Source organism: Pseudomonas sp. Marseille-Q1929, assembly GCF_017316265.1.
Classification (GTDB): domain Bacteria; phylum Pseudomonadota; class Gammaproteobacteria; order Pseudomonadales; family Pseudomonadaceae; genus Aquipseudomonas.
In genome coordinates this window covers 31,194-57,038 of sequence record NZ_JAFLWU010000005.1, presented here as the reverse complement: position 1 = coordinate 57,038, position 25,845 = coordinate 31,194, and the positions used below count along the sequence as shown (strand labels likewise).

General features: G+C 62.7%; 22 protein-coding genes and 1 riboswitch. Of the genes, 13 read left to right on the top strand and 9 right to left on the bottom strand.

Annotated features, from left to right (window positions below):
- Nucleotides 1-78: 78 nt before the first annotated feature.
- Genes J1G37_RS08765 through J1G37_RS08750 form a run of 4 tightly spaced genes read right to left on the bottom strand, consistent with a single transcriptional unit; the run spans nt 79 to nt 3,455 of the window.
- Nucleotides 79-1,038, bottom strand: a complete 960-nt coding sequence (locus J1G37_RS08765) for a metal ABC transporter ATPase (protein WP_207041161.1) — start codon at nt 1,036-1,038, stop codon at nt 79-81.
- Between the two features lie 41 nt (nt 1,039-1,079).
- Nucleotides 1,080-1,892, bottom strand: a complete 813-nt coding sequence (locus tag J1G37_RS08760) for an aldo/keto reductase (RefSeq protein ID WP_207041159.1) — start codon at nt 1,890-1,892, stop codon at nt 1,080-1,082.
- On the bottom strand, nt 1,889-3,064 hold the full coding sequence (locus J1G37_RS08755) for an FAD-dependent oxidoreductase (RefSeq protein ID WP_207041157.1): 1,176 nt from the start codon (nt 3,062-3,064) through the stop codon (nt 1,889-1,891). The genes J1G37_RS08760 and J1G37_RS08755 overlap by 4 nt, the downstream gene beginning before the upstream one ends.
- Before the next feature lie 55 nt (nt 3,065-3,119).
- Complete coding sequence (locus J1G37_RS08750) at nt 3,120-3,455, bottom strand: multidrug efflux SMR transporter (protein ID WP_017734929.1); 336 nt, start codon at nt 3,453-3,455, stop codon at nt 3,120-3,122.
- 103 nt (nt 3,456-3,558) lie between these two features.
- Here J1G37_RS08750 and J1G37_RS08745 point away from each other — a divergent pair, with 103 nt between their 5' ends.
- Together J1G37_RS08745 and waaA are read left to right on the top strand one after the other, a co-directional pair.
- A complete protein-coding gene (locus J1G37_RS08745) occupies nt 3,559-4,449 on the top strand; it encodes a LysR family transcriptional regulator (protein WP_207041155.1) in 891 nt (296 codons plus the stop codon).
- Between the two features lie 23 nt (nt 4,450-4,472).
- Nucleotides 4,473-5,750 carry a lipid IV(A) 3-deoxy-D-manno-octulosonic acid transferase gene (waaA, locus tag J1G37_RS08740; RefSeq protein WP_207041153.1) on the top strand — a complete coding sequence of 426 codons (1,278 nt, stop codon included), beginning with the start codon at nt 4,473-4,475 and terminating at the stop codon, nt 5,748-5,750.
- A gap of 137 nt (nt 5,751-5,887) precedes the next feature.
- Here waaA and J1G37_RS08735 read toward each other — a convergent pair whose 3' ends face one another.
- Entirely contained in the window at nt 5,888-7,327 is a 1,440-nt protein-coding gene (locus J1G37_RS08735; RefSeq protein WP_207041151.1) for a TolC family outer membrane protein, read from the bottom strand.
- Nucleotides 7,328-7,523: 196 nt separating this feature from the next.
- Nucleotides 7,524-7,629: riboswitch (TPP riboswitch) on the top strand.
- 152 nt (nt 7,630-7,781) lie between these two features.
- Here J1G37_RS08735 and thiC point away from each other — a divergent pair.
- Together thiC and cytX are read left to right on the top strand one after the other, a co-directional pair.
- Nucleotides 7,782-9,671 (top strand): phosphomethylpyrimidine synthase ThiC, encoded by a 1,890-nt coding sequence (thiC, locus tag J1G37_RS08730; protein ID WP_124525531.1) that lies wholly within the window; start codon nt 7,782-7,784, stop codon nt 9,669-9,671.
- A 144-nt stretch (nt 9,672-9,815) separates the two neighbouring features.
- Complete coding sequence (gene cytX, locus J1G37_RS08725; RefSeq protein WP_207041148.1) at nt 9,816-11,105, top strand: putative hydroxymethylpyrimidine transporter CytX; 1,290 nt, start codon at nt 9,816-9,818, stop codon at nt 11,103-11,105.
- On the opposite strand, the gene J1G37_RS08720 is transcribed toward cytX, so the two are convergent.
- Nucleotides 11,074-11,811, bottom strand: a complete 738-nt coding sequence (locus J1G37_RS08720) for an RsiV family protein (RefSeq protein ID WP_207041146.1) — start codon at nt 11,809-11,811, stop codon at nt 11,074-11,076. The two genes, cytX and J1G37_RS08720, sit on opposite strands and share 32 nt — an antisense overlap.
- Nucleotides 11,812-12,002: 191 nt before the next feature.
- Here J1G37_RS08720 and J1G37_RS08715 point away from each other — a divergent pair, with 191 nt between their 5' ends.
- From J1G37_RS08715 to J1G37_RS08680, 8 genes are all read left to right on the top strand, one after another.
- Nucleotides 12,003-12,620 (top strand): NUDIX domain-containing protein, encoded by a 618-nt coding sequence (locus tag J1G37_RS08715; protein WP_207041145.1) that lies wholly within the window; start codon nt 12,003-12,005, stop codon nt 12,618-12,620.
- Nucleotides 12,611-13,060 carry a DUF1249 domain-containing protein gene (locus tag J1G37_RS08710; protein ID WP_017734937.1) on the top strand — a complete coding sequence of 150 codons (450 nt, stop codon included), beginning with the start codon at nt 12,611-12,613 and terminating at the stop codon, nt 13,058-13,060. Before J1G37_RS08715 ends, J1G37_RS08710 begins: the two co-directional genes overlap by 10 nt.
- A 98-nt stretch (nt 13,061-13,158) precedes the next feature.
- A complete protein-coding gene (gene cpdA, locus J1G37_RS08705) occupies nt 13,159-13,974 on the top strand; it encodes a 3',5'-cyclic-AMP phosphodiesterase (RefSeq protein ID WP_207041143.1) in 816 nt (271 codons plus the stop codon).
- Between the two features lie 206 nt (nt 13,975-14,180).
- The gene (locus J1G37_RS08700; protein ID WP_207041141.1) at nt 14,181-14,789 is read left to right on the top strand and encodes a YqiA/YcfP family alpha/beta fold hydrolase; all 609 of its coding nucleotides are present in this window, start codon (nt 14,181-14,183) and stop codon (nt 14,787-14,789) included.
- 45 nt (nt 14,790-14,834) lie between these two features.
- The gene (gene parE, locus J1G37_RS08695) at nt 14,835-16,739 is read left to right on the top strand and encodes a DNA topoisomerase IV subunit B (RefSeq protein ID WP_017734940.1); all 1,905 of its coding nucleotides are present in this window, start codon (nt 14,835-14,837) and stop codon (nt 16,737-16,739) included.
- A complete protein-coding gene (locus J1G37_RS08690) occupies nt 16,739-17,734 on the top strand; it encodes an esterase-like activity of phytase family protein (RefSeq protein WP_207041139.1) in 996 nt (331 codons plus the stop codon). The genes parE and J1G37_RS08690 overlap by 1 nt, the downstream gene beginning before the upstream one ends.
- Nucleotides 17,735-17,804: 70 nt before the next feature.
- Complete coding sequence (gene parC, locus J1G37_RS08685; protein WP_207041136.1) at nt 17,805-20,069, top strand: DNA topoisomerase IV subunit A; 2,265 nt, start codon at nt 17,805-17,807, stop codon at nt 20,067-20,069.
- A gap of 175 nt (nt 20,070-20,244) precedes the next feature.
- On the top strand, nt 20,245-20,955 hold the full coding sequence (locus J1G37_RS08680) for an ABC-type transport auxiliary lipoprotein family protein (RefSeq protein ID WP_207041134.1): 711 nt from the start codon (nt 20,245-20,247) through the stop codon (nt 20,953-20,955).
- A gap of 203 nt (nt 20,956-21,158) precedes the next feature.
- Here the strand turns inward: J1G37_RS08680 and J1G37_RS08675 are convergent, their stop codons facing one another.
- The gene (locus J1G37_RS08675) at nt 21,159-22,667 is read right to left on the bottom strand and encodes an AhpA/YtjB family protein (protein ID WP_207041132.1); all 1,509 of its coding nucleotides are present in this window, start codon (nt 22,665-22,667) and stop codon (nt 21,159-21,161) included.
- Between the two features lie 133 nt (nt 22,668-22,800).
- Between J1G37_RS08675 and serB the strand changes: the two genes are divergently transcribed.
- Complete coding sequence (serB, locus tag J1G37_RS08670) at nt 22,801-24,015, top strand: phosphoserine phosphatase SerB (protein ID WP_207041130.1); 1,215 nt, start codon at nt 22,801-22,803, stop codon at nt 24,013-24,015.
- 129 nt (nt 24,016-24,144) lie between these two features.
- Here serB and asd read toward each other — a convergent pair whose 3' ends face one another.
- Entirely contained in the window at nt 24,145-25,005 is an 861-nt protein-coding gene (asd, locus tag J1G37_RS08665; protein ID WP_124525541.1) for an archaetidylserine decarboxylase, read from the bottom strand.
- 16 nt (nt 25,006-25,021) lie between these two features.
- Nucleotides 25,022-25,837 carry a rhodanese-like domain-containing protein gene (locus J1G37_RS08660; RefSeq protein ID WP_207041128.1) on the bottom strand — a complete coding sequence of 272 codons (816 nt, stop codon included), beginning with the start codon at nt 25,835-25,837 and terminating at the stop codon, nt 25,022-25,024.
- Nucleotides 25,838-25,845: the final 8 nt, after the last annotated feature.

Below are 25,845 nucleotides of genomic sequence, written 5' to 3'. Positions count from 1 at the left end.
TGGCTGACCCACCGCTTTCGCGAGCAAGCCCGCTCCCACATTTGGATTTGTGCAGGGCTTGGCAATTGAATGAACCAGCTAGCTGCTGGCTTTCTTCTTCGGCGTTATCTTGCGCAGCACCCGCTGCGCCAGGCGCTTCAACTTCGACTCTTTCTCCGGCTCCGCCAAGCCCTGCTGGCGCAGCCAATCCTTCCAACGAATCCGTTCCTCACGCACCAGCCAGCCTTCCTGCTGGGCGAAGCTTTCCGCGAGGAACAAACCGCGCGTACTGGCCGGGGAAAGCTGATCCTTCTTGACGGTATACAACTCGGCCAGCGGCTGGCCGTCTTTCAACGGCATCAGGTACAGGTCCGGGCGCTGGCGGTCGAGGCGCGCCACCAATTGGTCGCCTTCCAGGCGTTCGTCCACATGGAACAAGCTCAGGGACTTGGCTTCCTTCGGTACTTCCAGGCGCAAGTCATAGATCAGTTGCAGCGATGCGGTGGGCAGGTGCACGTAGGCCCGTGGGCGTTCGATCAATTGGGTGGTGGCGCAGCGCACCGGGCGGGCGGCACCGGATAGCGGGCTGAGGCGAAACGGCAGGGCTTCGCGGTAATGCAGCGCGGCGGAGTAGGGCGCCGGCAGCCAGGTGTCATTGAAGCGCCCGCCAAGCCAGCCTTCAGGCGTCTCCAATAGGCACTCTTCGGCAATTTCCTGGATCGCGGTGTGCAGCGGCAAGTTCAGCTCGTGGGCCGGCACGTAGCCGGAGATCAGCTTGAGCACCACATCGCCACGGTCCTGGCGGCGCTGGCGCACCAGCACCCAGTAATCCTTGTTTTGCCAATGCAGGGTCAGGCGCACCGACACGCCGAGGTTCGCCAGTTCCAGCACGAAACGCTCGGGGTCGGCCACCTCCACCGGCTTGCGCCGTTGCAGGGTCTGGGCGAAGTTGAGCGGCATGCCGACGCTCTGGTAGTTCAGGCCTTCGGGGGTGGCTTCGACGTGCAGCGGCAGTGTCTTGAAGTTGCTGGGGTTTTTTCTAATGAGCGTGCGCGGCATGTCGGCTCCTTCTTGCGACGGGGTCGGCCGCGTCGGCGGCATCAGAGTTGACGGATGACCCGGGCAGCGGTCGCCACGTTATGGGCCAGGTGCAGCGGATTGATGGTCCCGACAATAGCACTGGCAACGCCGGTTTGCGCAAACAACAGCATGAAACTCGCGTGTATTGGATCCATTCCAGGCTCGAGGCAAACGTGGCCGCTGGCCAGGGCTTTCTTCACCAGGATGCCCTTGCCGTGTGCCGCCGCATAATCAATGACGGCTTTCTCGGCCTGTTCGTTCAAATTGTAGGTGACCATCGCGCAATCACCCTGTTCCAGAGCCTTCACGCCGCCTTCGACGGTCTTGCCGGAAAAACCGAAACCGCGAATCTTGCCTTCCTGTTTCAGCTCGGCCAGGGTCTGGTAGACCTCGCAATCATTGAGGATGTGCAGGTCGTTGCCGTCGGAATGCACCAGCACCAGGTCGATAAAATCCGTTTCCAGTCGTTTCAAGCTGCGCTCAATCGACAGGCGCGTATGGGCCGCGCTGAAATCGTGGCGGGACACGCCATTGTCGAACTCTTCGCCGACCTTGCTGACAATCACCCAGTCCTGGCGCTGGCCGCGCAACAGCGGGCCCAGGCGTTCTTCGCTCATGCCATAGGCCGGCGCGGTGTCGATCAGGTTGATGCCCAGCTCGCGGGCCTGGCGCAGCAGCATGCGCGCGGCGTCGTCATCGGGGATCTGGAAACCATTGGGGTACTTCACCCCTTGGTCGCGGCCCAGCTTGACGGTGCCCAGGCCCAGCGGCGAGACCAGCAGGCCGGTGCTGCCCAACGGGCGATGCAAATCGTGCAGGGTCGGCAGGCTCATGGCAGCAGTTGCTCCCAGGCCGGCACGCCGATGGCGGGTTTTGGCAACTCAGGCAGGGGTTCGCTTGCGCTTGGGCGGATGCCGTCGCGTTCGAGGGCGTTGATCACCCGATCGGCGAAGTCCGGCGCCAAGGCCAGCTTGGTGGGCCAGCCCACCAGCAGGCGACCGTCCTCAAAGACAAAGGCGTTGTCGGGACGGCTCAGGCCGGTTTGCAGGGGCTCGGCGCGGTCGACGCGCAGCGTGGCCCATTGGGTCTGGCTCATGTCGATCCACGGCAGTAACTGCGCCAGCTCGTTTTGCGCCGTGGCGATCTGCTCTTCGGGCGTACGCGCCACGCCATCGGCCTCGGCAATGTCGCCGCCCATGTACCACACCCAGTTGCCATCGGCAGCCGGGTGGGTGGTGACGGTGATGCGCGGCTTGGTGCCGCCGCCCAGGCAATGGGCGTACAGCGGCTTCAGGCCGGGGCCTTTGGCGATGATCATGTGCAGCGGGCGTTTTTGCATCGCCGGCTTGCTCAGGCCCAGAGCGGTCAGCAAGTCCGCCGTGCCGGCGCCGGCGCTCAACACGATGCGTTGTGCGCGGATCGCACGGCCATCGACCGTCAAGCCCACCAGCTTGTTGCCTTCCAGCAGCGGGGCGATGTGCTGCCCGGCGAGCAGGCCGTCGCCGGCCAATTGCGCCAGGCGTTGGATCAGGCTTGGCACGTCCACCACCAGTTCGGCCAGGCGATAGACCTTGCCCTTGAAGCGGCGGTCTTGCAGGGCCGGCGGCAGGTCGTCGCCCTTGACCTGATCGACACGCCCGCGCACGGCCTTGCTGGCGAAGAAGCTGGTGAGGTTGCCGGCGAGGGTGCCGGGAGACCACAGGTAATGGGCTTCGGACAACAGGCGCACGCCCGTCAGGTCCAGCTCACCGTTGCCCGCCAAGGCTTCGCGCCAGCGGCGCGGCATGTCGGCGATGGCTTCGGAGGCGCCGGTGAGGGCGCCGTGCAGGGCGTATTTCGCACCGCCGTGAATGATCCCCTGGGACTTCACGCTTTGCCCGCCACCCAAGGTGGCGCTTTCCACCAACACCGTGGAAAACCCCTGGCGGCGCAGGCGCGCATTAAGCCAGAGGCCGGCAACCCCGGCGCCGACAATCAGAACGTCGGTGGAAATAACGGATGGCATGGGCGACCTCAGTGTTCAAGACAAGAGGCGCAGTATACAGGCTGTTGCGTGGTGGTCAGTGCCCGGCGGTTTTCGAGAACAGCTGGATCACCACCACGCCCAGCACAATCAGGCCCATGCCGAGCATCGCCGGCAGGTCGAGTTTCTGCCCGTAGATAAACAGCGCCGCGATGCTCACCATCACAATGCCCATCCCGGCCCACACCGCGTAGGCCACGCCCACCGGCACGGTGCGCACCACCAGGGTCAGCATCCAGAAGGCGACGCCGTAGCCGACGATCACCAGCGCCAGGGGAATCGGGGTGCTCCAGCCTTTGATGGCTTTCATGGAAACGGTGGCGATCACTTCCGAGCAGATGGCGATGGCCAAGTAGTAGTAGGCAGGGTTCATGGGGTAATCCTCGGTGTGAAGCGCTTTTGATAAGGTCGGCATTTTAGGGCTTTATCAGATGGGGTAAAGTCATTACCTATCCGAATTAAAGATGGGTTGAACCATGAGCGTGCAATGGAACCTGGACCAGATGCGCCTGTTTGTCAGCGTCGCCGAGCAGCGTTCGTTTTCGGCGGTGGCGCGCGGGCAGCGCAAGGCGCAGTCGGCGGTGAGCAATGGGATTGCGCTGCTGGAAGCCGACTTGGGCGTGAGCCTGTTCGAGCGCAGCAGCGGCCGCCAGCCACGCCTGACCGCAGCCGGCACGGTGTTGCTGGAAGAGGCCCGGGAAGTGCTGCGCCAGTGCGAGCGCCTGAATGGTCGGGCACTGTCGCTGATGCGCGGCGAAGAAGCCTGCCTGCGCCTGGCCCAGGATGAGGCGATGCTGTATCAGCCGGTGCTCGACAGCCTGGATGCATTGGCTGGGCAATTTCCCAATCTGGAAGTGCAGATTTCCAGCGCCGCCCAAGGCGATGTCGCACGCAAGCTGGTGGAGCGCAAGGCCGACCTGGGCATGTTGTTCTATCACGATCAAATCCCCGAAGCGTTGGAGCGGCGGGTGGTGGGCAGTGTGGAAATGGTCACCGTGTGCGGGCGCAATCACCCGCTGGCCCGGCAAAAAACCGTGGATTGTCAGGCTCTGGCGCAGTACCGCCAGTTGCTGATGTCGACCCAGACCAGCGTCTACCCCGGCAGCGAGGCCGCCAGCCCGCAGGTGTGGCGCGCCGATAGCTTTTACGTGCTGGCCGAATGGCTGACCCGTGGCCTGGGTTGGGCCTGGTTGCCGCGGCATGTGGTGCAGTACCCGACCTATCAGAACCAGATGGTCGAACTGGACAGCGAATGGACCCCGCCGGCGCTGGTGGTGGAGCTGGTGTGGCGACGCGACGAACCCCTCGGCCCGGCCGCGCGTTTTTTGGCGGAACGTTTTGCCGAGTGCCTACGCGCGATTGACTGAAAAAGCCGATAAACTCCGCCGCCATGAATAGAACTCTCTATAGCTGTCTGTTTTACCTGGCGCTGCCATTGGTGGCTTTACGTCTGTGGCTGCGCGCACGCAAGGCACCGGCCTATGCCAAGCGGGTCAGCGAGCGCTTCTCGTATGGCTTGCCGGTATTGCAGCCGGGCGGGATCTGGGTGCATGCGGTGTCGGTGGGCGAGAGCATCGCCGCCGCCCCCATGGTGCGCGCGTTGCTGGAACGTTATCCACTGCTGCCAATCACCGTCACCTGCATGACGCCCACCGGTTCCGAGCGGATTCAGGCGTTGTTCGCCAACGAACCGCGCGTCCAGCACTGCTATTTGCCCTATGACTTGCCCTGCGCGGCTAGGCGCTTTCTTGATCGCGTGCAGCCGAAACTGGCGGTGATCATGGAGACCGAGCTGTGGCCCAACCATATCCATGCCTGCGCCCAGCGCGGTATTCCCGTGGCATTGGCCAATGGGCGGTTGTCGGCACGCTCGGCCAAGGGCTACGGGCGCTTCGCCAAGCTGACGGCGCCGATGCTGGCCGAGATGAGCCTGCTGGCGGTGCAGACCGAGACTGAAGCCGAGCGTTTCCGCAGCCTGGGTGCGCGTCCTGAAACCGTCGACGTCACCGGCTCGATCAAGTTCGACCTGGCCATCGACCCAGAACTGCCACAGCGCGCCGCCGCGTTGCGTGAGCAATGGGGCGCCACGGAGCGCCCGGTGTGGATCGCCGCCAGTACCCACGAAGGCGAAGATGAAGTGGTGCTGGCCGCTCATCGTCAGTTGCTCGACAGCTATCCCAATGCGTTATTGATTCTGGTGCCGCGCCACCAAGAGCGTTTCGGGCCGATGTTCGAGCTGTGTGGGCAGCAAGGCTTTGCTGCGGTGCGTCGCTCCACGGGCGAGCCGGTCACCCCACACACTTCGGTGTTGCTCGGCGATACCATGGGCGAATTGCTGTTTCTGTATGCCTTGGCCGACAGCGCCTTTGTCGGCGGCAGCCTGGTAGCGACCGGTGGGCATAACCCGCTGGAACCGGCGGCGTTGGCAAAACCGGTGATCATGGGGCCGCACGTGTTCAACTTCCTCGAAATCACCGCGATGATGCGTGAGGCGGGGGCGTTGCGGCAGGTGGATGATGCGCAAGGATTGGCCGAGGCTGTGCGCCAGTTGTTCGAGTTGCCGCAGGATGCGCGCAGGATGGGGCAGGCGGGGCTCAAGGTGATGCAGGCTAATCAGGGCGCATTGAAGCGCTTGCTGGATGGCTTGGGCAAACTGCTGAACGACTGACCCAACGCTGAACTAAATGTGGGAGCTGGCTTGCCTGCGATAGCATCACCTCGGAAGGTCTGATGTACCGAGGCGCCTGCATCGCAGGCAAGCCAGCTCCCACACAAACCCTCTCCCACAGGGGTTTTGCAGTGTTATCAATATCCCGGTCGAGCTTTGAGCTGCTCGGCCGCAGCCTTGGCCAGATCCGGCGGCAGGAAATCCCGATCCGGGTTGTAGTCCGCCTTCAGATACCGCGCCAACTCCTGCAAATCCCCCGGGTTCAACGTCCCCGCCGCCTGCTTCAAGCGCAGGTTGTCGAGGATGTAGTCATAACGGCTGTTGTTGTAATTGCGCACCGACGAATAGAGCTGGCGCTGTGAATCCAGCACATCGACGATATTGCGTGTGCCCACCTGGTAGCCGATTTCCGTGGCTTCCACCGCGCTCTGGTTGGAGATGATCGACTGGCGGCGCGCCTGTACCTGTTCCACATCGGTGTTCACTGCGCGGTGCAGGTTGCGGGTGTTTTCCACCACCTGGCGGCGCAGGCCTTCGCGTTGCTGCTCGGTCTGGTCCAGGCGTGAGTAGGATTCGCGTACTTGCGAGCTGGTCAGGCCGCCGCTGTACAGCGGGATGTTCAAGCGCAGGCCGACGGTGCGTTGTTCGACATCGCCACGGTATGGCGTGCCGAAGGCATTCGGGTTGCTGAAACCTAGGGCGTCGTTGTCGCCTCTTTCGTACTGCGCCACGGCGTCCAGGGTCGGCGCGTGGCCGGCCTTGCGCTGCTTGAGGGTTTCTTCGGCGGCCGTCACCGCGAAGTTGCTGGCCAGCAGGTTGAGGTTCTGGCGGCCGGCGGTGTCGACCCAGGATTTGGCGTCGTTCGGCAGCGGCGGCAGCACCGGCAGGCTGTGGACGATGCCCTGGATCGAGTTGTATTGGCGATTGGTCAGGGTGATCAGCGCTTCGAAGGCGTCTTCCACCTGGCGCTGGGCGAGGATGCGGTTGGCGCGGGCGGTGTCGTAGCTGGCCTGGGATTGCAGCACGTCGGTCTTGTCCGACAGGCCGACGTCGAAGCGTTCGTTGGATTGGTCCAACTGGCGCTTGAAGGCATTTTCTTCGGCCTTGGTCGAGGCCAGGTTGTCCTGGGCGCGCAGCACGGCGAAGTAGTTTTCGGCGCTCTGCAGGATCAGGTTCTGTTCGGTGGCCGACAGTTGCAGGGCGGCCTGCTCGTTGACGGCTTCGGCGGCTTGCAGCTGGAACCAGCGGTCGGCGCGGAACAGCGGCTGGCTCAAGGTCGCGCGCCACGAATGCGCGTCGCGATTGGCGGTGCCGGCCGGCTGCGCGAGCTGGGTGCGCACGTTGTTGCTGTCGGCGCCTGCCGACAGGTTCGGCAGCAAGCCGGCGCGGGCCTGGGGCACCACTTCTTTTTGTGCGCCGTATTGGGCGCGGGCGGCAGCCAGGTCGGCGTTGTTGTTCACCGCTTCCTGGTAGACGCTGACCAAGTCAGTGTTGGCGGACAAGGGCGCTTCTGCTGCCCAAACCATTCCATTGGTCGCACAAGACACGGCAAGAGCCAGTGAGAGTTTGCGCAGCATGAGGCGTTCCCTAGATTGAATATTACGGCGATAATTTAGCGCCCAAGGCTAAGGCTGGCCAATCCCGGCGTCAAGCCTTGAGGCAGTCCCCGAGTGTAGTGGCGCGATCACTGCACAACAATCCTGCAATTACGCCATTCATCATGCTGAATGCACCGCTATTGGCAATTTGCCCACGCCATGGTCTAGACTGGCCGCGTTCTTGTCGGGGTGCCTTGTTGGAAGGCTGAGATCGGTAAATACCGGATCCCGTTGAACCTGATCAGGTTAGCGCCTGCGTAGGGAACAAGATTTCTCGTCACCCGGCGAGTCCTCTTGTGCTTCGTCCGGGATGCTGTTCGACCATCGAACAGCCCTCGTGCGCCAAGCACAGCACTGGTTTCAGTGCGTCCATCCGTCACAGGTTCGCTCCGACAAAAATCCACCGCCTGGATAGAAAGTTGGAGAGCCCGTGATGACGACAAAACTAAAAAATACCGTGCATTTGAGTGAATCGGCCAAGGTCGACTCCGGCTCCGTGCAGCCCTTTACCCGCTCGCAAAAAGTCTACGTGCAGGGCACTCGCCCGGACATCCGCGTGCCGATGCGCGAGATCAGCCTGGACGTGACCCCCACCGATTTCGGCGGTGAAATCAACGCGCCTGTGGTGGTGTATGACACCTCCGGCCCCTACACCGACCCCAACGTGATCATCGACGTGCGCAAAGGCCTGGCCGATGTGCGCTCGCCGTGGATCGAAGTGCGTAACGACACCGAGCGCCTCTCGGGCCTCAGCTCGCACTTCGGCCAACAGCGCCTCAGCGATGCCGAGCTGACCGCGCTGCGCTTCGCCCATGTGAAGAACCCGCGCCGCGCCAAGGCTGGCGCCAACGTCACGCAGATGCACTACGCGCGCAAAGGCATCATCACCGCCGAGATGGAATACGTCGCCATCCGCGAAAACATGAAGCTCGAAGAGGCCCGCGCCAGCGGCCTGCTGGACCAGCAACACGCCGGCCACAGCTTCGGTGCCAGCGTGCCGAAGATCATCACCCCGGAATTCGTGCGCGAAGAAATCGCCCGTGGCCGTGCGATCATCCCGGCCAACATCAACCACACCGAACTGGAACCGATGATTATCGGCCGTAACTTCCTGGTGAAGATCAACGGCAACATCGGCAACAGCGCCCTGGGTTCGTCCATCGAAGAAGAAGTGGCGAAACTGACCTGGGGCATCCGTTGGGGTTCGGACACCGTGATGGACCTGTCCACCGGCAAGCACATCCACGAAACCCGCGAGTGGATCATCCGCAACTCGCCAGTGCCGATCGGTACCGTGCCGATCTACCAGGCCCTGGAAAAAGTCGGCGGCGCCGCCGAAGACCTGACCTGGGAGCTGTTCCGCGACACCCTGGTGGAGCAGGCCGAGCAGGGCGTCGACTACTTCACCATCCACGCCGGCGTGTTGCTGCGCTATGTGCCGCTGACCGCCAAGCGCGTCACCGGCATCGTGTCCCGTGGCGGTTCGATCATGGCCAAGTGGTGCCTGGCGCACCACAAAGAGAACTTCACCTACACGCATTTCGACGAAATCTGCGAAATCATGAAGGCCTATGACGTCAGTTTCTCCCTCGGCGACGGCCTGCGCCCGGGCTCGATTGCCGACGCCAACGACGCCGCGCAATTCGGCGAGCTGGAAACCCTTGGCGAGCTGACCAAGACCGCCTGGAAGCACGACGTGCAAACCATGATCGAAGGCCCGGGCCACGTGCCGATGCAGCTGATCAAGGAGAACATGGACAAGCAGCTGGAGTGCTGCGACGAAGCGCCGTTCTACACCCTCGGCCCGCTGACCACCGACATTGCGCCGGGCTACGATCACATCACTTCCGGGATCGGTGCGGCGATGATCGGTTGGTTCGGTTGCGCGATGCTCTGCTACGTGACGCCGAAGGAGCACTTGGGGCTGCCGAACAAGGATGACGTGAAGACCGGGATCATCACCTACAAGATCGCTGCCCATGCTGCGGATTTGGCCAAGGGCCATCCAGGCGCGCAGATCCGCGACAACGCCTTGAGCAAGGCGCGCTTCGAGTTCCGTTGGGAAGACCAGTTCAACCTTGGCCTGGACCCGGACACCGCGCGTTCGTACCACGATGAAACCCTGCCGAAGGATTCGGCCAAGGTCGCGCATTTTTGCTCGATGTGCGGGCCGAAGTTCTGCTCGATGAAGATCACCCAGGAAGTGCGTGAGTACGCGGCCAACCAGCGCATTGATGCGGTGGATGTGGATGTGGCCAAGGGCTTGGCGGAGCAGGCGGAGCGGTTCAAGCAGGAAGGTAGTCAGTTGTACAAGAAGGTCTGACCCAAGGGCGGCGGTGACTGTGGCGCCGCCATCGCGGGCAAGCCCGCTCCCACATTTTGAATTGTGAATACATTCAAGTGTGGGAGCGGGCTTGCCCGCGATAGCAATCTTCCAAACAAAAAATGCCCCTCAGAGATAACACCCTTGAGCATTCAACCGAGTACCTACTCCCCAGATACAGCAGTGCCGAGCGACAAACGAGTCTTCGGCGCCCGCGACCTGTTCTCCCTGTGGTTCTCCCTCGGCGTCGGCCTGATGGTCCTGCAAACCGGCGCCTTGCTCGCGCCGGGCCTGGGCTTGTCGGGTTCGTTGCTGGCAATCTTCCTCGGCACCCTGGTGGGCGTGTTGCTGCTGGCCGCCGTCGGCGTGATCGGCAGTGACACCGGCCTGTCCGCCATGGCCGCCCTCAAACTCAGCCTCGGCGCCAAGGGCGCGAGCCTGCCGGCGCTGCTCAACCTGCTGCAGCTGATCGGCTGGGGCTCGTTCGAAATCATCGTGATGCGCGACGCCGCCAGCCTGTTGGGCACGCGGGCGTTCAGGGAGGGCAGCCTGCTGGCCAGCCCGTTGCTGTGGACGCTGTTTTTCGGTGGCCTGGCGACCTTGCTGGCCGTGAGTGGCCCGCTGACCTTCGTGCGCCAGATCCTGCGCAAATGGGGCATATGGCTGCTGCTCGCCGCCTGTTTGTGGCTGACCTGGAACCTGTTTGCCAAGGCCGACCTTGCCGCCCTCTGGGCCCAGGCCGGTGACGGTTCGCTGCCGTTTGCGGTGGGTTTCGACATTGCCATTGCCATGCCGCTGTCGTGGCTGCCGTTGATCGCCGATTACTCACGCTTCGGCAAGCGCGCCAAAAATGTGTTTGGCGGCACGGCGCTGGGGTTCTTTATCGGTAATTTCTGGCTGATGAGCCTGGGCGTGGCCTACACCCTGGCGTTTGCGCCAAGCGGTGAGGTGAATGCGCTGCTGTTGGCCTTGGCCGGTGCGGGCCTGGGGATTCCGCTGTTGCTGATCCTGCTGGATGAGTCGGAAAACGCCTTTGCCGATATTCACTCGGCGGCGGTGTCCAGCGGCATCCTGTTGCGCTTGAAGGTCGAGCATCTGGCCCTGGCAATAGGCGTGATCTGCACGCTGATCGCCTGCTTTGCGCCGTTGGCCCAGTACCAGAACTTCCTGCTGCTGATCGGTTCGGTATTTGCGCCACTGTTTGGCGTGGTGCTGGTGGATCACTTCATCCTGCGCCGTCGCGGCCAGGGCGCTGTCAGCGCGCTACGTTGGCCGGCGCTGGTGGCCTGGCTGGGTGGCATCGGCACTTACCACTTGCTGGCCAATCTGTACCCGGATGTCGGTGCGACCCTGCCGGCGCTGGTGCTGGCAGGGCTGTTGCAGTTTATCCTCGGTCGGGCCTTCAGCGGCGCGCGGGCACCAGTTCAGGCTTGAGAATGCCTTCCAGGCGCGAGTAGGGAATCTGCAGCTCGACGTGGCCCAGGGCGTACGGCGCGATGGTGGTGGTGGGGTATTTGAGGATCACGCCACCATAGGTCAGCGCCACGTTCGGGGTTTTCTGGAAGGGGTAGGTCTTCACGAACTCCGGCTCCAGGCTCAGGCGGGTGCTGATCAGCCAGCTGTTGTGGGCGACCTGGGCAGCCTTCCAGAAGGCGTCTTCCTTGCCGGGCAGCAGCATGTCGGTCAGCGACAGGGCTTTTTGCTGCTGGCGCGAATAGTTGATGAACGCGCGGCCAGGCTCGCCGTGGGTGGCGCCCTGGTCCAGGTAGCTGGACAGCTCGATGATCACCAAGCCGTCATGCTGCTCGCGTACCTTGGCTTGCAAGTACATGCTGTTGCGCGGTGCGGCGCTGTGCAGGAACTGCTCGCTGTAGGTCGCCAGGCTGGTGGGCAGCGGGTCGGCCTGGGTCATTTCCAGCAGGCGCTGTTCGATCAAGGCATCCAGCTTGGGCTCCTTGGCGAAGTGCACGGTGTCGATATTCACCAGCGGGCAGTCGGCGCTGGCGCAACCCGGCTTGCTTTGCTCGGTGGCGTCGCGGGTGGCTTCCAGCGGCGTGCGCCAGCTCGGTTGAAACAGGCTTTGGCAGGCACCCAGGGTCAGTGCAATGCAGGCCACGGAGGCGATTTTTAAAAGCGACATGGATGTCCTTCGTCTAACGATAAGAGCGAAATGGTGCAGCTTCGACTACCGGCAGGGCAGTCAGTTCGCCACTAAGCTGATTAGAGTGAGTTTGACGTTCGCCGTCTATCCCGGCAACCGGAAAGGGGCTGCACCAACCGCCGCGAGCGCGTTAGGATGGCGCGAATTGCACAGGCTTAACGAGGAAAGGTATGACGGACATTGCGAAATCGGCGCCGAGCAAAATCGAAATTGTTCAGCACGACACAGCTTTCAAGGGCTTCTATCAGCTTGATCGCCTGCAACTGCGCCACGAAAAATTCGACGGCGGCATGAGCCGGGTGATCAATCGCGAAGTCTTCGTTCGTCATGATGCCGTGTGTGTATTGCCCTACGACCCACAACGTGACGAAGTGGTCTTGAACGAGCAGTTCCGCATCGGCGCCATGGGCCGTACCGACAACCCCTGGCTGATCGAAATGGTCGCCGGCCTGATCGACAAGGACGAGCAGCCGGAGGAGGTTGCACACCGTGAGGCCGAGGAGGAAGCTGGGCTGACATTCTCCGCCTTGTGGCCGATCACCCAGTATTTCCCATCGCCCGGCGGCAGTACCGAATTTGTCCACTTGTACCTGGGCCGTTGCGACAGCACCGGGGTGGGTGGCGTCCATGGATTGGAAGAAGAGGCAGAAGATATCCGCGTCACCACCTGGGCTTTCGAAGACGCCCTGCAAGCGGTGCGCGACGGCAAGATTTCCAACGCAGCCAGCATTATCGCCCTGCAATGGCTTGCGCTTAATCGCGCGGAAGTGAGGGGGTTATGGCAGTAAAGGCACGGGAACGTTACCGGGTTGACCTGATCGGGCTGCAAGCGGCCTGCGAGGCCAACTATGCGCGGCTGATGCGTCTGCTCCCCGATATGCGCCACGCCCCGGCGGCGCGGCGCATCGGCGTGACCCATGGCGACCAGATGCTCGGTGTGTTGACCCTGGAAGTCATCGTCAACTGCCCGTACACCACCACCCTGCGCGTGCGCCAGGAACACAGCCTGCCATGGCTGCCGGTGCCGCAACTGGAAGTGCAGGTGTACCACGACGCCCGCATGGCCGAAGTGATCAGCGCCGAACATGCGCGGCGCTTTCGCAGCATCTATCCTTACCCGAATGTGTTCATGCACCAGCCCGATGAGAAAGCGCAGCTCAATGTGTTCCTCGGTGAATGGTTGAGTCACTGCCTGGCCCTGGGCCATGAGTTCGAAGCGGTGCGGTAGATGTGAACTGTATCTGATTCCTTGTATTCCCTCTTTGTGTCCTGCCCCAGCATAATCGCGCTATTCGTCCATTCCTGTGATTGCCCTGGGAGAGCGCCTTGCCGAGCGTAACCACCGTGAGCCCCGATGCACCGGCGTTGCTGGTGCAACTGTCCGACAGCCACCTGTTTGCCGAGGCCGACAGCACGCTGCTGGGCATGAACACCCGTGAAAGCCTGCAACGGGTGATCGAGCTGGTGCGCGTGCAGCAGCCGCGAATCGACTTGATGCTGGCCACGGGCGACTTGTCCCAGGACGGCACGCTGGCGTCCTACCAGCAATTTCGTGACATGACCCGGCAGATCGACGCCCCGGCGCGCTGGATTCCCGGCAATCACGACGAACCCCAGGTCATGGCCCACGCCGCTATGCGCAGTGATTTGCTGGAACCGGTGGTCGATATCGGCAACTGGCGCGTCACCCTGCTGGATTCCGCCGTGCCGGGCTCGGTGCCGGGCTATCTGCAAGACCAGCAGCTGCAATTGCTCGCCCAGGCCCTGAGCGAAGCGCCGAGCCGCCATCACCTGGTATGTTTCCACCATCATCCGGTGTCCATCGGCTGTGCGTGGATGGAGCCCATCGGCCTGCGTAATCCCGACGCGTTGTTTGCCGTGCTGGATCGCTTTCCGCAGGTCCGGGCGGTGCTCTGGGGGCACGTACACCAGGAAATCGACCGCGAGCGCAACGGCGTGCGGTTGTTGGCCTCGCCGTCCACCTGCATCCAGTTCGCGCCGGGTAGCGCGGATTTCCAGGTCAGCGAGCAGGCGCCGGGGTATCGCTGGTTGCGCTTGCATGCCGACGGGCGGTTGGAAACGGGTGTGGAGCGGGTTCAAGACTTCGAATTTACGGTCGATTACGGCAGCAACGGCTATTAAAAGCTGCAAACACTGATCAAAAATGTGGGAGCGGGCTTGCTCGCGAATGCGGTGGGTCAGTACCAGATGCAGTGACTGACACTCCGCATTCGCGAGCAAGCCCGCTCCCACATGGGTTCTTCGGTGTCCTGTGGATTGAGGTCATCACACAAAGCCGCTATCCCTGTAAACTGCGCCTCTTTGGCCCACGTCATGGAGAGCCCGGCATGTCCGCTTCGATCCTGTATATCCACGGTTTCAACAGTGCGCCGGCGTCCAACAAGGCCAGCCAGTTGATCACCGTGATGGGCGCCCTTGGCCTGGCCGAGCAACTGCGGGTGCCGGCCCTGCATCACCACCCGCGTCAGGCGATTCCCCAACTGGAAGCGGCGATCGCTGAACTGGGGCGCCCGCTGCTGGTCGGCAGCTCACTCGGCGGCTACTATGCAACCCATCTTGCCGAGCGCCATGGCCTCAAGGCGCTGCTGGTCAACCCTGCGGTCAGCCCCCATCGGATGTTCGACGGTTACCTGGGCACCCAGAAGAACCTCTACACCGATGAAACCTGGGAATTGACCCACGACCACGTCACGGCCCTGGCCGAGCTGGAAGTGGCGGCGCCCCAGGATGCCGGCCGTTATCAGGTGTGGTTGCAAACCGGCGATGAAACGCTGGATTATCGCCTCGCCCAGCAGTATTACCGGGCCTGTGCCTTGCGCATCCAGGCCGGTGGCGACCATGGTTACCAAGGCTTCGCCGGTCAATTGCCGGCGCTGCTCAGTTTTGCCGGCATTGGCGCAGATCAGTATCAATCCTTCGATTTTTCGTCACTGTAAAAATCGCAGGTCACTTTTTAATCGAACGACTCACGACGAGACCCCATGGCCACTCCCAGCGCTAGCTCTTATAACGCCGACGCCATCGAAGTCCTCTCGGGCCTCGACCCGGTGCGCAAACGCCCCGGCATGTACACCGACACCAGCCGGCCGAACCACCTTGCCCAGGAAGTCATCGACAACAGCGTCGACGAAGCCCTGGCCGGCCACGCCAAGTCGGTGCATGTCATTCTTCACGCTGACCACTCCCTGGAAGTGTCCGACGACGGTCGCGGCATGCCGGTGGACATCCACCCGGAAGAGGGTGTGCCGGGCGTCGAGCTGATCCTCACCAAGCTGCACGCCGGCGGCAAGTTCTCCAACAAGAACTACCAGTTCTCCGGTGGCTTGCACGGCGTGGGTATTTCCGTGGTCAACGCCTTGTCCACGTTGGTGCGGGTCAGGGTCAAGCGCGATGGCAACGAATACGAGATGACCTTCGCCGATGGCTACAAAGCCACCGACCTGGCCGTGATCGGCACCGTTGGCAAGCGCAACACCGGTACCAGCGTGTACTTCGCGCCGGACCCGAAATACTTCGATTCGCCGAAATTCTCCATCAGCCGCCTCAAGCACGTGCTCAAGGCCAAGGCTGTGCTGTGCCCGGGCCTGCTCGTCACCTTTGAAGACAAAGGCACCGGCGAGAAGGTCGAGTGGCATTACGAAGACGGCCTGCGCTCCTACCTGGAAGACTCCGTCAGCGACTTCGAACGCCTGCCCAACGAGCCGTTCTGCGGCAGCCTGGCCGGTAATAAGGAAGCTGTCGATTGGGCACTGTTGTGGCTGCCCGAAGGCGGCGACAGCGTGCAGGAAAGCTACGTCAACCTGATCCCCACGGCCCAAGGCGGCACCCACGTCAACGGGTTGCGCCAGGGTTTGCTGGATGCCATGCGCGAATTCTGCGAATACCGCAGCCTGCTGCCGCGCGGCGTGAAGCTGGCGCCGGAAGACGTGTGGGAGCGCATCGCGTTCGTGCTGTCGATGAAAATGCAGGAGCCGCAATTCTCCGGCCAGACCAAAGAGCGCCTGTCATCCCGCGAGGCGGCGGCGTTTGTCTCGGGCGTGGTCAAGGATGCGTTCAGCCTGTGGCTCAACGAACATCCTGAGCTGGGCCTGGCCCTGGCGGAGCTGGCGATCAACAACGCCGGCCGACGCTTGAAGGCCAGCAAGAAGGTCGAACGCAAGCGCATCACTGCGGGCCCGGCACTGCCGGGCAAGCTGGCCGATTGCGCCGGGCAAGACCCGATGCGCTCCGAGCTGTTCCTGGTGGAAGGTGATTCCGCCGGTGGTTCCGCCAAGCAAGCGCGGGACAAGGAGTTCCAGGCGATCCTGCCGTTGCGCGGCAAGATCCTCAACACCTGGGAAGTCGATGGCAGCGAAGTCCTGGCCAGCCAGGAAGTGCACAACATCGCCGTGGCCATCGGCGTCGACCCGGGCGCGGCGGACATGAGCCAGCTGCGCTACGGCAAGATCTGCATCCTCGCCGACGCCGACTCCGACGGCCTGCACATCGCCACGCTGCTGTGCGCGTTGTTTGTCCAGCACTTCCGCCCATTGGTGGATGCCGGTCACGTCTACGTCGCCATGCCGCCGCTGTACCGCATCGACCTGGGCAAAGAGATTTTCTACGCCCTCGACGAAGCCGAGCGCGATGGCATCCTCGACCGCCTGGTGGCCGAGAAGAAACGCGGCAAGCCACAGGTCACGCGATTCAAAGGCCTGGGTGAAATGAACCCGCCGCAATTGCGCGAAACCACCATGGACCCGAACACCCGGCGCCTGGTGCAGTTGACCCTGGAAGACTACGCCGCGACGTCGGAAATGATGGACATGCTGCTGGCGAAAAAACGCGCGCCGGACCGCAAATCCTGGCTGGAATCCAAAGGCAACCTTGCCGAGGTGCTGGGCTGATGCGCACAGGTTTCGCCCTGGCGATCCTGATGTGGAGCGGGCTGGTGGCGACCTCGGTCGTTGCCGCGCCTGTGGCTGAGCTGAAACTTGTCTCCGAACACCCGGTGGACGGCATGCGCGGCGGCAATCTGTCGGGCCTGGCCTTGTGTGGCAAGGAGTTGTGGACGGTTTCCGACCGCGACGACGACCAGATCTATCGCCTGGATATCAGTGCGCCGACCTGGCAGGCCGAAACGGTGAAGATCGACGTGCCGCCGGTGCCGGAGTCCGGCTTGCCCTGGGGTTTGCGCTCGCGCACCAAGGCCGCATCGTTCATTCGCGGTGGCGACCTGGACTTTGAAGGCATCAGCTGCGATGCCGCGGGCAACCGCTATGTCGTCAGCGAAGCCCATGCGGCGGTGCTGCAAGTACCGGTGAGCGGTGCGCCCGAGTGGTTGAAGATCGCGCCCGGCATGGTGCGTGAAGCACGGGCCAGCGGCATGTTGCTGCACTTCAATGCGTTGTTTGAAGGGCTGGCGATCAATCCCGAAAGCAATCAGATTTGGCTGGCAGCCGAGCGCGAAAGGCGCGGCCTAATCTCGATCAAGCGTGGGCAAAGCGTGTGGGATTGCGACGGTCCGTGTGTATTGCTGAGCGAAGCCGGCCAGGAAGTGCAGCCGGTCAAGTTCACCAATGCCAAGGCCGTGTCCAAGGACTTTGCCGACCTGGCGCTGTTCAATGGCAAGCTGTTTACCCTGGAGCGCAATGCCTTCCAGATCTGCCGGCGCGATGCGGTTACCGCCAAGGTCGAGCTGTGCTGGTCGTTTGCCGACGAGACCCTGACGCCTGAGCGGCGCTATCCTCAGGCCTATGGCCTGGCAGAAGCCCTGGTGGTGGACGCGGATGGCGCCTGGCTGGGCATCGACAACAACTTCGGCCCCCGCGCCGATGGTGAAAAACGCCCGGTGGTCTATCGTTTCGCCGCCCCGGCCGGTGGCTGGAGTGCCCAGCCATGAACCCTGAATTTTTTGAATTGACCCGGCGCCGCGGCATTTCCGCCGCGCCTTACCCAATGATGAGGCCCGCATGAGTGACATCCTCGCAGACAGCTTAGATGGCGTAGAACGCCGGTCGCTGGCTGACTTCACCGAAAGTGCCTACCTCAACTACTCCATGTACGTGATCATGGACCGTGCCTTGCCGCATATCGGCGACGGCCTGAAGCCCGTGCAACGGCGCATTATCTACGCCATGAGTGAGTTGGGCCTGGACGCTGATTCCAAGCACAAGAAGTCGGCGCGTACCGTCGGCGACGTGCTCGGCAAGTTCCACCCCCACGGCGACTCCGCCTGCTACGAAGCCATGGTGCTGATGGCCCAGCCGTTCAGCTACCGCTACACGCTGGTGGACGGCCAGGGCAACTGGGGTGCGCCGGATGATCCGAAGTCCTTCGCCGCCATGCGTTACACCGAGGCGCGCCTGTCGCGTTACTCGGAAGTCCTGTTGAGCGAACTGGGGCAGGGCACCGCCGATTGGGGCCCGAACTTCGACGGCACTCTCGACGAACCGTTGGTGTTGCCGGCACGTTTGCCGAATATCCTGCTTAACGGCACCACTGGCATCGCCGTGGGCATGGCCACCGACGTGCCGCCGCATAACCTGCGTGAAGTGGCCACGGCGTGCGTGCGCTTGCTCGATGAGCCCAAGGCCACGGTCGAACAGCTCTGCGAGCATATCCAGGGCCCGGACTACCCGACGGAAGCGGAAATCATCACGCCGCGCGCCGACCTGCTGAAGATGTACGAAACCGGCAAGGGCTCGGTGCGCATGCGCGCCGTGTACCACATCGAAGATGGCGACATTATTGTCACCGCGCTGCCGCACCAGGTGTCTGGCGCCAAGGTGCTGGAGCAGATCGCCGCACTGATGCAGGCCAAGCCGTCGAAGCTGCCGCAAGTGGCCGACCTGCGTGACGAGTCCGACCACGAAAACCCGTGCCGCATCGTGATCATCCCGACCAACAGCCGGGTCGACCACGAAGTGCTGATGCAGCATCTGTTCGCCAGCACCGACCTGGAGTCGAGCTACCGGGTCAACGTCAACATCATCGGCCTGGACGGCAAGCCGCAGCTGAAAAATCTGCGCAACCTGCTGGTGGAGTGGCTGGAATTCCGTGTGCAGACCGTGCGTCGCCGCCTGCAATTCCGCCTGGACAAGGTCGAGCGCCGCTTGCACCTGTTGGACGGCTTGCTGATTGCCTACCTCAACCTGGATGAAGTGATCCACATCATCCGTACCGCCGAGCACCCGAAAGCCGAGTTGATCGCGCGTTTCCAGCTCAGCGAAATCCAGGCCGACTACATCCTCGACACCCGCTTGCGTCAATTGGCGCGACTGGAAGAAATGAAGCTGCGCGACGAGCAAGACGCGCTGCTCAAGGAACAAGCCAAGCTGCAAGCCCTGTTGGGCAGCGAAGCCAAGCTGAAGAAGCTGGTGCGTACCGAGCTGATCAAGGACGCCGAAACCTACGGCGACGACCGCCGCTCGCCAATCGTCCAGCGTGCTGAAGCGAAAGCGCTGACCGAGACCGAGCTGCTGCCAAACGAGAAAATTACCGTCGTTCTGTCGGAAAAGGGTTGGGTTCGTTCGGCCAAGGGGCATGATATTGACGCCACCGGCCTGTCGTACAAGGCTGGCGACGGCTTCAAGACCGCTGCGGCCGGGCGTTCCAACCAGTTTGCGGTGTTTATCGACTCGACCGGGCGCAGTTATTCGGTGCCGGCCCACACCTTGCCGTCTGCACGGGGCCAGGGCGAGCCGCTGACTGGGCGCCTGACGCCGCCACCAGGGGCGAATTTCGAGTGCGTGCTGCTGCCGGATGACGATTCGCTGTACGTGATTGCGTCGGACGCGGGTTACGGTTTTGTGGTCAAGGGGGAAGACCTGCAGGCCAAGAACAAGGCGGGCAAGGCGCTGTTGAGCCTGCCGAACAACGCCAAGGTGATCCTGCCGCGACCAGTGGACGATCGCGAAAGCAACTGGCTGGCCTCGGTGACCACCGAAGGCCGTTTGCTGGTGTTCAAGATCAGCGACCTGCCGCAGTTGGGCAAAGGCAAGGGCAACAAGATCATCGGTATTCCTGGCGAGCGCGTGGCCAGTCGCGAAGAGTACGTGACCGACATCGCGGTCATTCCGGAAGGCGCGACGCTGGTGCTGCAAGCCGGCAAGCGCACGTTGTCGCTGCGTCCTGACGACCTTGAGCATTACAAGGGCGAGCGTGGTCGGCGTGGTAACAAACTGCCGCGGGGCTTCCAGCGCGTGGATGCTTTGTTGGTAGAAACGCCGGTTTAACGCGTATTAGAGGCCTCGATCTACGGTTTAACGCGTAGATCGACGCTTTGGCGCTGGAGTCATGGCGCATATTCACGGATGATATGGCCTTTCCAGCGCCGGCGTGGCCGCGCGTATTTAGGGTTTTTTCAGTATTAGTTGTGGTTCGCCGTGTGGCAGCCACCTGGATGGGATGATGACCGCTCCACGCGTTCCTTTATTTTTGATGCTCGCTGGCCTGTTGGGGTTGGCGGGTTGCAGCACGCACCAGCCGGTGTCGCTGTACCAGCTGGACAGCGGCAGCCCGGCGCAGCCCGCCCAGGCTGCCGGCATGGCGGTATTGCTCGGCCCGGTCGTCGTGGCGGACTACCTGCAACGCGAAACCCTGCTGCAACGTCAGAACGACGGCAGCCTGCAAGGTTCCACCGATGGGCGTTGGGCGGGCAGTTTGTCGTCCGACATCAACCAGCTGATGCTGCGCCAAGTGGCCGGTCATCTGGACAGCCAGCGTGTGGTGCTCGCGCCTGCGCCGACTGGCTTCAGCCCGGATGTACAGGTGCTGTTGACCATCACGCGCCTGGACTCCGGCACCTCGCAGCCGGCGATCCTGGATGCCCAGTGGCGTTTGATCGACCGCCGTGGCCAGGTTCGTGACAGCCGCATCGTGCACTTGCAGGAAGAACACGCCGGCACCACCGCGTCCCAGGTCCAGGCCCAGGGCGTGCTGTTGCAGCATTTGGCACAGCAGTTGTCGGTGGCCCTCAAGCCATTGGCCAACCAGCCGCCGATTGCCGAAGCGCCGCGCAAACAGGCGCCGGTGCAGGCGGCCAAGCCGGCTGAACCGCAGAAGCCGAAGATGCCGATGGCGACACCGATTCGTACAGATATGGAAGTGTTCAGGTTCTGACCTGAATCGCTGACACAAAAAAGGCCCGCTGACTCAGCGGGCCTTTTTGTTTGTGCGCGATTTAGCTGTCACTGAAAATCTACTGGAGGATATCAACTGTGGGAGCGGGCTTGCCCGCGATGGCGGTGGTTCAGCCAAGGATGTGTAGGCTGATACTCCGCTATCGCGGGCAAGCCCGCTCCCACAGGTGTTTGTGCAGTGTCTTAAATCTTGGTGCGGGTCTCGTGCATCCGCGCCAGTTGGCGCTCCAGCATCGACGGATACGGCTCCATCAACCGCTCTACACAGCTCGCCCCCTCAGGGCTGGCAATCGGGCGGATACGCGCGCGCTGACGGATCAACGTGTCTTCACTGATCTTGCGCTCCACCAGCAGCAGGTTGCGGCTGTGTTGCGACAAGGCCAGGGCGTCCTGCGCGCTTTCAGTCAGCAGCAGGTCGATCTGGCTCATGCCAAACAGATCGTCGCTGACCGTCAGGCCCAGTTGCAGTTGCAGGGTGATGCCGCTGTCCGCCACTTCGATCTGCAGGGCATGGCCCAGGGCGCGCAGCAGCTCGCCGCAGCAGATGGCGTTGGTCAGGTAGTCTTCGCCGCTGTCTTCGCTGTGGAACAGCATCAGCGTGCTGCCGTCGTTCAGGGTGTGCAATTCGCTCTGGTACAGCGATGCGGCCTGGTCGAGGCAGTCGCGGTAGCGTTCCAGCAATTCCGTCAGGCGGGTGCGGGGCAGGCGGCGCAGTTGATCCTGTGAACCCAGCTGCACGGCCAGGACCGCACTGTGCTGGGGTTCGGCGTTTTTCACCAGGACCGGCTTCGGTGCTACGGCCGGGCTGTCGGAGGTAGTGTCGCGCAGGTCGGCGAACGGGTCTTCGTCGTCCAGCTCGTCTTCGTCGGCCTGGATCGCCTTGCGGGTGGCTGGCTTGAGGCCGGCGACCGGTGGGGCTTCATCAAAGCCCGGCTCACCCACGTCGAACTCGGGCTCGTCGTCGTATTCCGGCTCGGGCTCAGGCGCGCGCACGGCCGGCTCCGGGGCGAAACTGGCGTGCAGTTGGCGGGCGAGGTCGCCGATTTCATCCTGGCGGTCGGTGGCCGGGGTGTGTTCGTCGATGTCCCGCAGCCAGATGCGCAGTTGCATCAGCGGCGTGGAGATATGCCGACCCAGGCGCAGGCTCAGGGCCAACGCCAGGGCCAGCAGGATCGCGCTGAGGATGCCCATGCTTTGCAGGCTGATGGTCATCGGCTGCTGGAATTGCTGCATGTCCAGGCTGATGCGCAGTTGGCCGGCCTTCACGTCCTGGAACGTGATGTTGCTCTGGTACAACCCTTCGGCTTCGCCCAGCAGGCCGTTCTTCGGGCGTTGCCCTGCTTCGGCCATGATGCGGTTGTCCACGCTGTAGATGGCGGCGTGGGCCACCAGCGGGTTCTTGGTCAGGTTATTGAGCAGCACGTTGAGGCTGAGGATGTCATTGGACACCAACAGCTCGGTCGCCGAGGTGGCGGTTTGCGTGGTCAGGCTCTCGCCGAGGGCGTCGGCCTGTTCGTGCATGGCCTGTTTGAACTGCAGACCCATCACGCAGGCGTAGATCACCAGGGCCAGGGCGACCAGGATCACGTTATGGCTGGCGATGCGTAATGCAATCGGGACACGGCGGTGGCGCAGTGCCCGGAAGATCAGCAGGAAGAAGTTATCAGTTTTTACTGGCGTGGGCCGGTTCACTTGCGCTCGGCTCTTGGTCCGTGAAGTTGACGCGCAGTATAGCGACAGGCCCCAGAGCGTCAAAGCGCTGGCTGTGCCCGATGGTCACTGAAAGTGGGTAGAATGCGGTTTTTTTCCAGCCTGGGGGTGCGCCTTGCGCGAAATTGTCCTGATAAACATCACCGGTGAAGATCGCCCGGGCCTGACTGCGGCGATTACCGGCGTTCTGGCCCAGGGTGGTGTGAACATTCTCGACATCGGCCAGGCGGTGATCCACGACACGCTGTCGTTCGGCATCCTGGTCGAGATCCCGAGCACTGAACAGGCGTCCTCGGTGCTCAAGGACATCCTGTTTACGGCGTACAAGCTTGATCAACAGGTGCGTTTCACCCCGGTGTCCGAAGCCGATTACCAGCATTGGGTCGCCGGCCAGGGCAAGAAACGCCACATCGTCACGCTGCTGACTCGCAAGGTCACCGCCGAACAGTTGCAGCGTGTCAGTTCGATCACCGCGCAATACGGCTTGAATATCGACCACATTGACCGTCTGTCGGGTCGCATGCCGCTGGACACCCCGGCCGACAAAGGCAAGGGCTGTATCGAGTTCTCCGTGCGCGGTGAGCCGGCTGATCCGCAAGCCCTGCGCGCTGAGTTTCTCAGCGTGGCCCAGGAGCTGAATGTCGATATCGCTTTCCAGGAAGACTCGCTGTTCCGCCGCAACCGTCGCCTGGCGGTGTTCGACATGGACTCCACGTTGATCGAGGCGGAAGTCATCGACGAGTTGGCCAAGGCGGCCGGCGTGGGCGAGCAAGTTTCCGAGATCACCGAGCGCGCCATGGCCGGTGAACTGGATTTCCGCGCGAGCTTCAAGGAGCGCCTGGCGCTGCTCAAAGGTCTGGACGTCAGCGTGCTGGACTCCATCGGCGCTTCGCTGCGCCTGACCGAAGGCGCCGAAACCCTGTTCGCCGAACTCAAGCGCTTGGGCTACAAGACCGCGATCCTGTCGGGCGGCTTTACTTACTTCGCCAAGCAATTGCAGGCCAAGTTGGGTATCGACTACGTATTCGCCAACGAGCTGGAAGTGGTGGATGGCAAGGTGACCGGCGTGGCGGTCGAGCCGATTGTCGATGCGCAGCGCAAGGCGGATCTGCTGAGGGAGTTGGCGCACAAGGAAGGTTTGCGTCTGGAGCAGACCATTGCGGTCGGCGACGGTGCAAATGACCTGCCGATGTTGGCGATTGCCGGGTTGGGGGTGGCGTTCCGCGCCAAGCCGCTGGTGAAGCAGTCGGCAAAGCAGGCGATTTCGACGCTGGGCTTGGATGGGGTGTTGTATCTGCTGGGTTTTCGCGACCGCGACGGACAGCTGTAGTCACTGAAGAAACGCGGTAAAAAATGTGGGAGCTGGCTTGCCTGCGATAGCGGTGTTGGATTCACCACCGTCATCGCAGGCAAGCCAGCTCCCACATTGATCGGGTTCCAGCTTTAAATCTATTGTGAATCAGGCTTTTGGCAGTGCCATACCCTGGCCCATCTGCACCGGCGTGCCCGCCGCCAGCTCTTCAGCCCACTTCACCTGATCCGGCCCGAACAGCACGATCGCGGTCGAACCCAGCTTGAACCGACCCAGCTCCGCACCTTTCTCCAGGTGAATCGGCGCGCGCGCGGCTTCGTCATAACGGAAGGTTTTCAGCTCGCGCTTCGGCGGAGTCACCAAGCCAGCCCACACGGTCTCAATCGACGCCACAATCATCGCGCCCACCAACACCACGGCCATCGGGCCGCGTTCGGTGTCGAAAATGCAGGCAACTCGCTCGTTACGGGCGAACAGCTCCGGTACGTTTTCGGCGGTGGTCTGGTTGACCGAGAAGATGCGCCCCGGGATGTAGATCATCTCGCGCAGGGTGCCGGCCAGCGGCATATGCACGCGGTGGTAGTCCTTCGGCGACAGGTACACCGTCGCAAAATCGCCGCCCATGAACGGCGCAGCCACGGCGGAATCACCGCCCAGCAGTTCCAGCACGCTGAAGCTGTGGCCTTTGGCCTGGAACACACGGCCATGCTCGATCGGGCCAAGCTGGCTGACCGCGCCATCGGCGGGGCTCAAGATCGCGCCCGGGGTTTGGTCCAGCGGGCGGGCGCCGTCTTTCAAGGCGCGGGTGAAGAACGCGTTGAAGTGCTCGTAGGCGGTCACGTCTTCCACCAGGGCCTGGGACATGTCCACTTGATAGCGCTTGGCGAACCAGCTGGTGAAGGCGTTCTTGAACCAGCGCACGCGGCACTCGGCAATGCAGCCGGCCAAGCGCGACAGCAGGTGGTGCGGCAGCAAGTACTGGCTGAGGATAAACAACTGCTTTTTCATTTACTGTCCTTAAACCTTAAATCTCAACGGGGGTGTCGGGGTGGTTGCCCCATTCGCCCCAGGAACCGGCATAACCTTTGACTCGCGGATAACCGAGCGCCTTGGCCACCAGGTAGGTGAAGCCAGAGCGGTGGTGAGTCTGGCAGTGGGTGATGATTTCTTTGTCGCGGGTCAGCCCGAGGTCTTCGAGGATCTGCGGCATGTCGCGGCGGATGCGCAGGTTGCGCGCTGGGTCCATGCCGGCGGTCCATTCGAAGTTCACGGCGCCGGGGATGTGCCCACCTTTGGCGGCGAGGACTTTCTCGCCGGAATACTCCAGCGGGCCGCGTGCGTCCCAGATACCCAGGTCGGCCGCACCGAGGCGGCTTTGCAGGTACTCGCGGGTGGCGGTGGGGCCGTCGTGCAGCGTCAGGCTGACCGGGCCGCCGACCGGCGCGGGCACGTCGGTGCTGACCGGGTGCTGGCCCTCGAGCCAGGCCAGCAGGCCGCCGTCGAGGTAGTGGTATTTCTGATGGCCGATCACGTCGAGCATCCAGATGAAACGCCCGGCCCAGCCGCCGCCTTCGTCGTCGTAGACCACGTAGGTCGCGTCCGGGGTGTGGCCCAGTTCGCCGAAGAGTTTTTCCAGGTCGGCCTTGTGGGGCAGCAGGCCCGGTGCAGGCGGCTGGCCCAGTTGGGTGCGCTTGGGGTCAACGAAATGCGCGCCGGGGATATGCCCCTGGGCGTAGCGGGCGGCGCTGGTGAGGTCCACCAGAATCAGGTGTTCGGCATCAAGGCGACCTTGCAGGTCGCTGGATTCGATCACCAGCGGCAAGCCAGAGAAGTCAGGCATGTGAGGTC

Excerpts from the sequence above, each read along its gene's own strand:
- J1G37_RS08765 (WP_207041161.1), bottom strand. The coding sequence starts at position 1,038 with ATGCCGCGCACGCTCATTAGAAAAAACCCCAGCAACTTCAAGACACTG.
- J1G37_RS08760 (WP_207041159.1), bottom strand. The coding sequence starts at position 1,892 with ATGAGCCTGCCGACCCTGCACGATTTGCATCGCCCGTTGGGCAGCACC.
- J1G37_RS08755 (WP_207041157.1), bottom strand. The coding sequence starts at position 3,064 with ATGCCATCCGTTATTTCCACCGACGTTCTGATTGTCGGCGCCGGGGTT.
- J1G37_RS08750 (WP_017734929.1), bottom strand. The coding sequence starts at position 3,455 with ATGAACCCTGCCTACTACTACTTGGCCATCGCCATCTGCTCGGAAGTG.
- J1G37_RS08745 (WP_207041155.1), top strand. The coding sequence starts at position 3,559 with ATGAGCGTGCAATGGAACCTGGACCAGATGCGCCTGTTTGTCAGCGTC.
- waaA (WP_207041153.1), top strand. The coding sequence starts at position 4,473 with ATGAATAGAACTCTCTATAGCTGTCTGTTTTACCTGGCGCTGCCATTG.
- J1G37_RS08735 (WP_207041151.1), bottom strand. The coding sequence starts at position 7,327 with ATGCTGCGCAAACTCTCACTGGCTCTTGCCGTGTCTTGTGCGACCAAT.
- thiC (WP_124525531.1), top strand. The coding sequence starts at position 7,782 with ATGACGACAAAACTAAAAAATACCGTGCATTTGAGTGAATCGGCCAAG.
- J1G37_RS08720 (WP_207041146.1), bottom strand. The coding sequence starts at position 11,811 with ATGTCGCTTTTAAAAATCGCCTCCGTGGCCTGCATTGCACTGACCCTG.
- J1G37_RS08715 (WP_207041145.1), top strand. The coding sequence starts at position 12,003 with ATGACGGACATTGCGAAATCGGCGCCGAGCAAAATCGAAATTGTTCAG.
- J1G37_RS08710 (WP_017734937.1), top strand. The coding sequence starts at position 12,611 with ATGGCAGTAAAGGCACGGGAACGTTACCGGGTTGACCTGATCGGGCTG.
- J1G37_RS08700 (WP_207041141.1), top strand. The coding sequence starts at position 14,181 with ATGTCCGCTTCGATCCTGTATATCCACGGTTTCAACAGTGCGCCGGCG.
- parE (WP_017734940.1), top strand. The coding sequence starts at position 14,835 with ATGGCCACTCCCAGCGCTAGCTCTTATAACGCCGACGCCATCGAAGTC.
- J1G37_RS08690 (WP_207041139.1), top strand. The coding sequence starts at position 16,739 with ATGCGCACAGGTTTCGCCCTGGCGATCCTGATGTGGAGCGGGCTGGTG.
- parC (WP_207041136.1), top strand. The coding sequence starts at position 17,805 with ATGAGTGACATCCTCGCAGACAGCTTAGATGGCGTAGAACGCCGGTCG.
- J1G37_RS08680 (WP_207041134.1), top strand. The coding sequence starts at position 20,245 with ATGACCGCTCCACGCGTTCCTTTATTTTTGATGCTCGCTGGCCTGTTG.
- asd (WP_124525541.1), bottom strand. The coding sequence starts at position 25,005 with ATGAAAAAGCAGTTGTTTATCCTCAGCCAGTACTTGCTGCCGCACCAC.
- J1G37_RS08660 (WP_207041128.1), bottom strand. The coding sequence starts at position 25,837 with ATGCCTGACTTCTCTGGCTTGCCGCTGGTGATCGAATCCAGCGACCTG.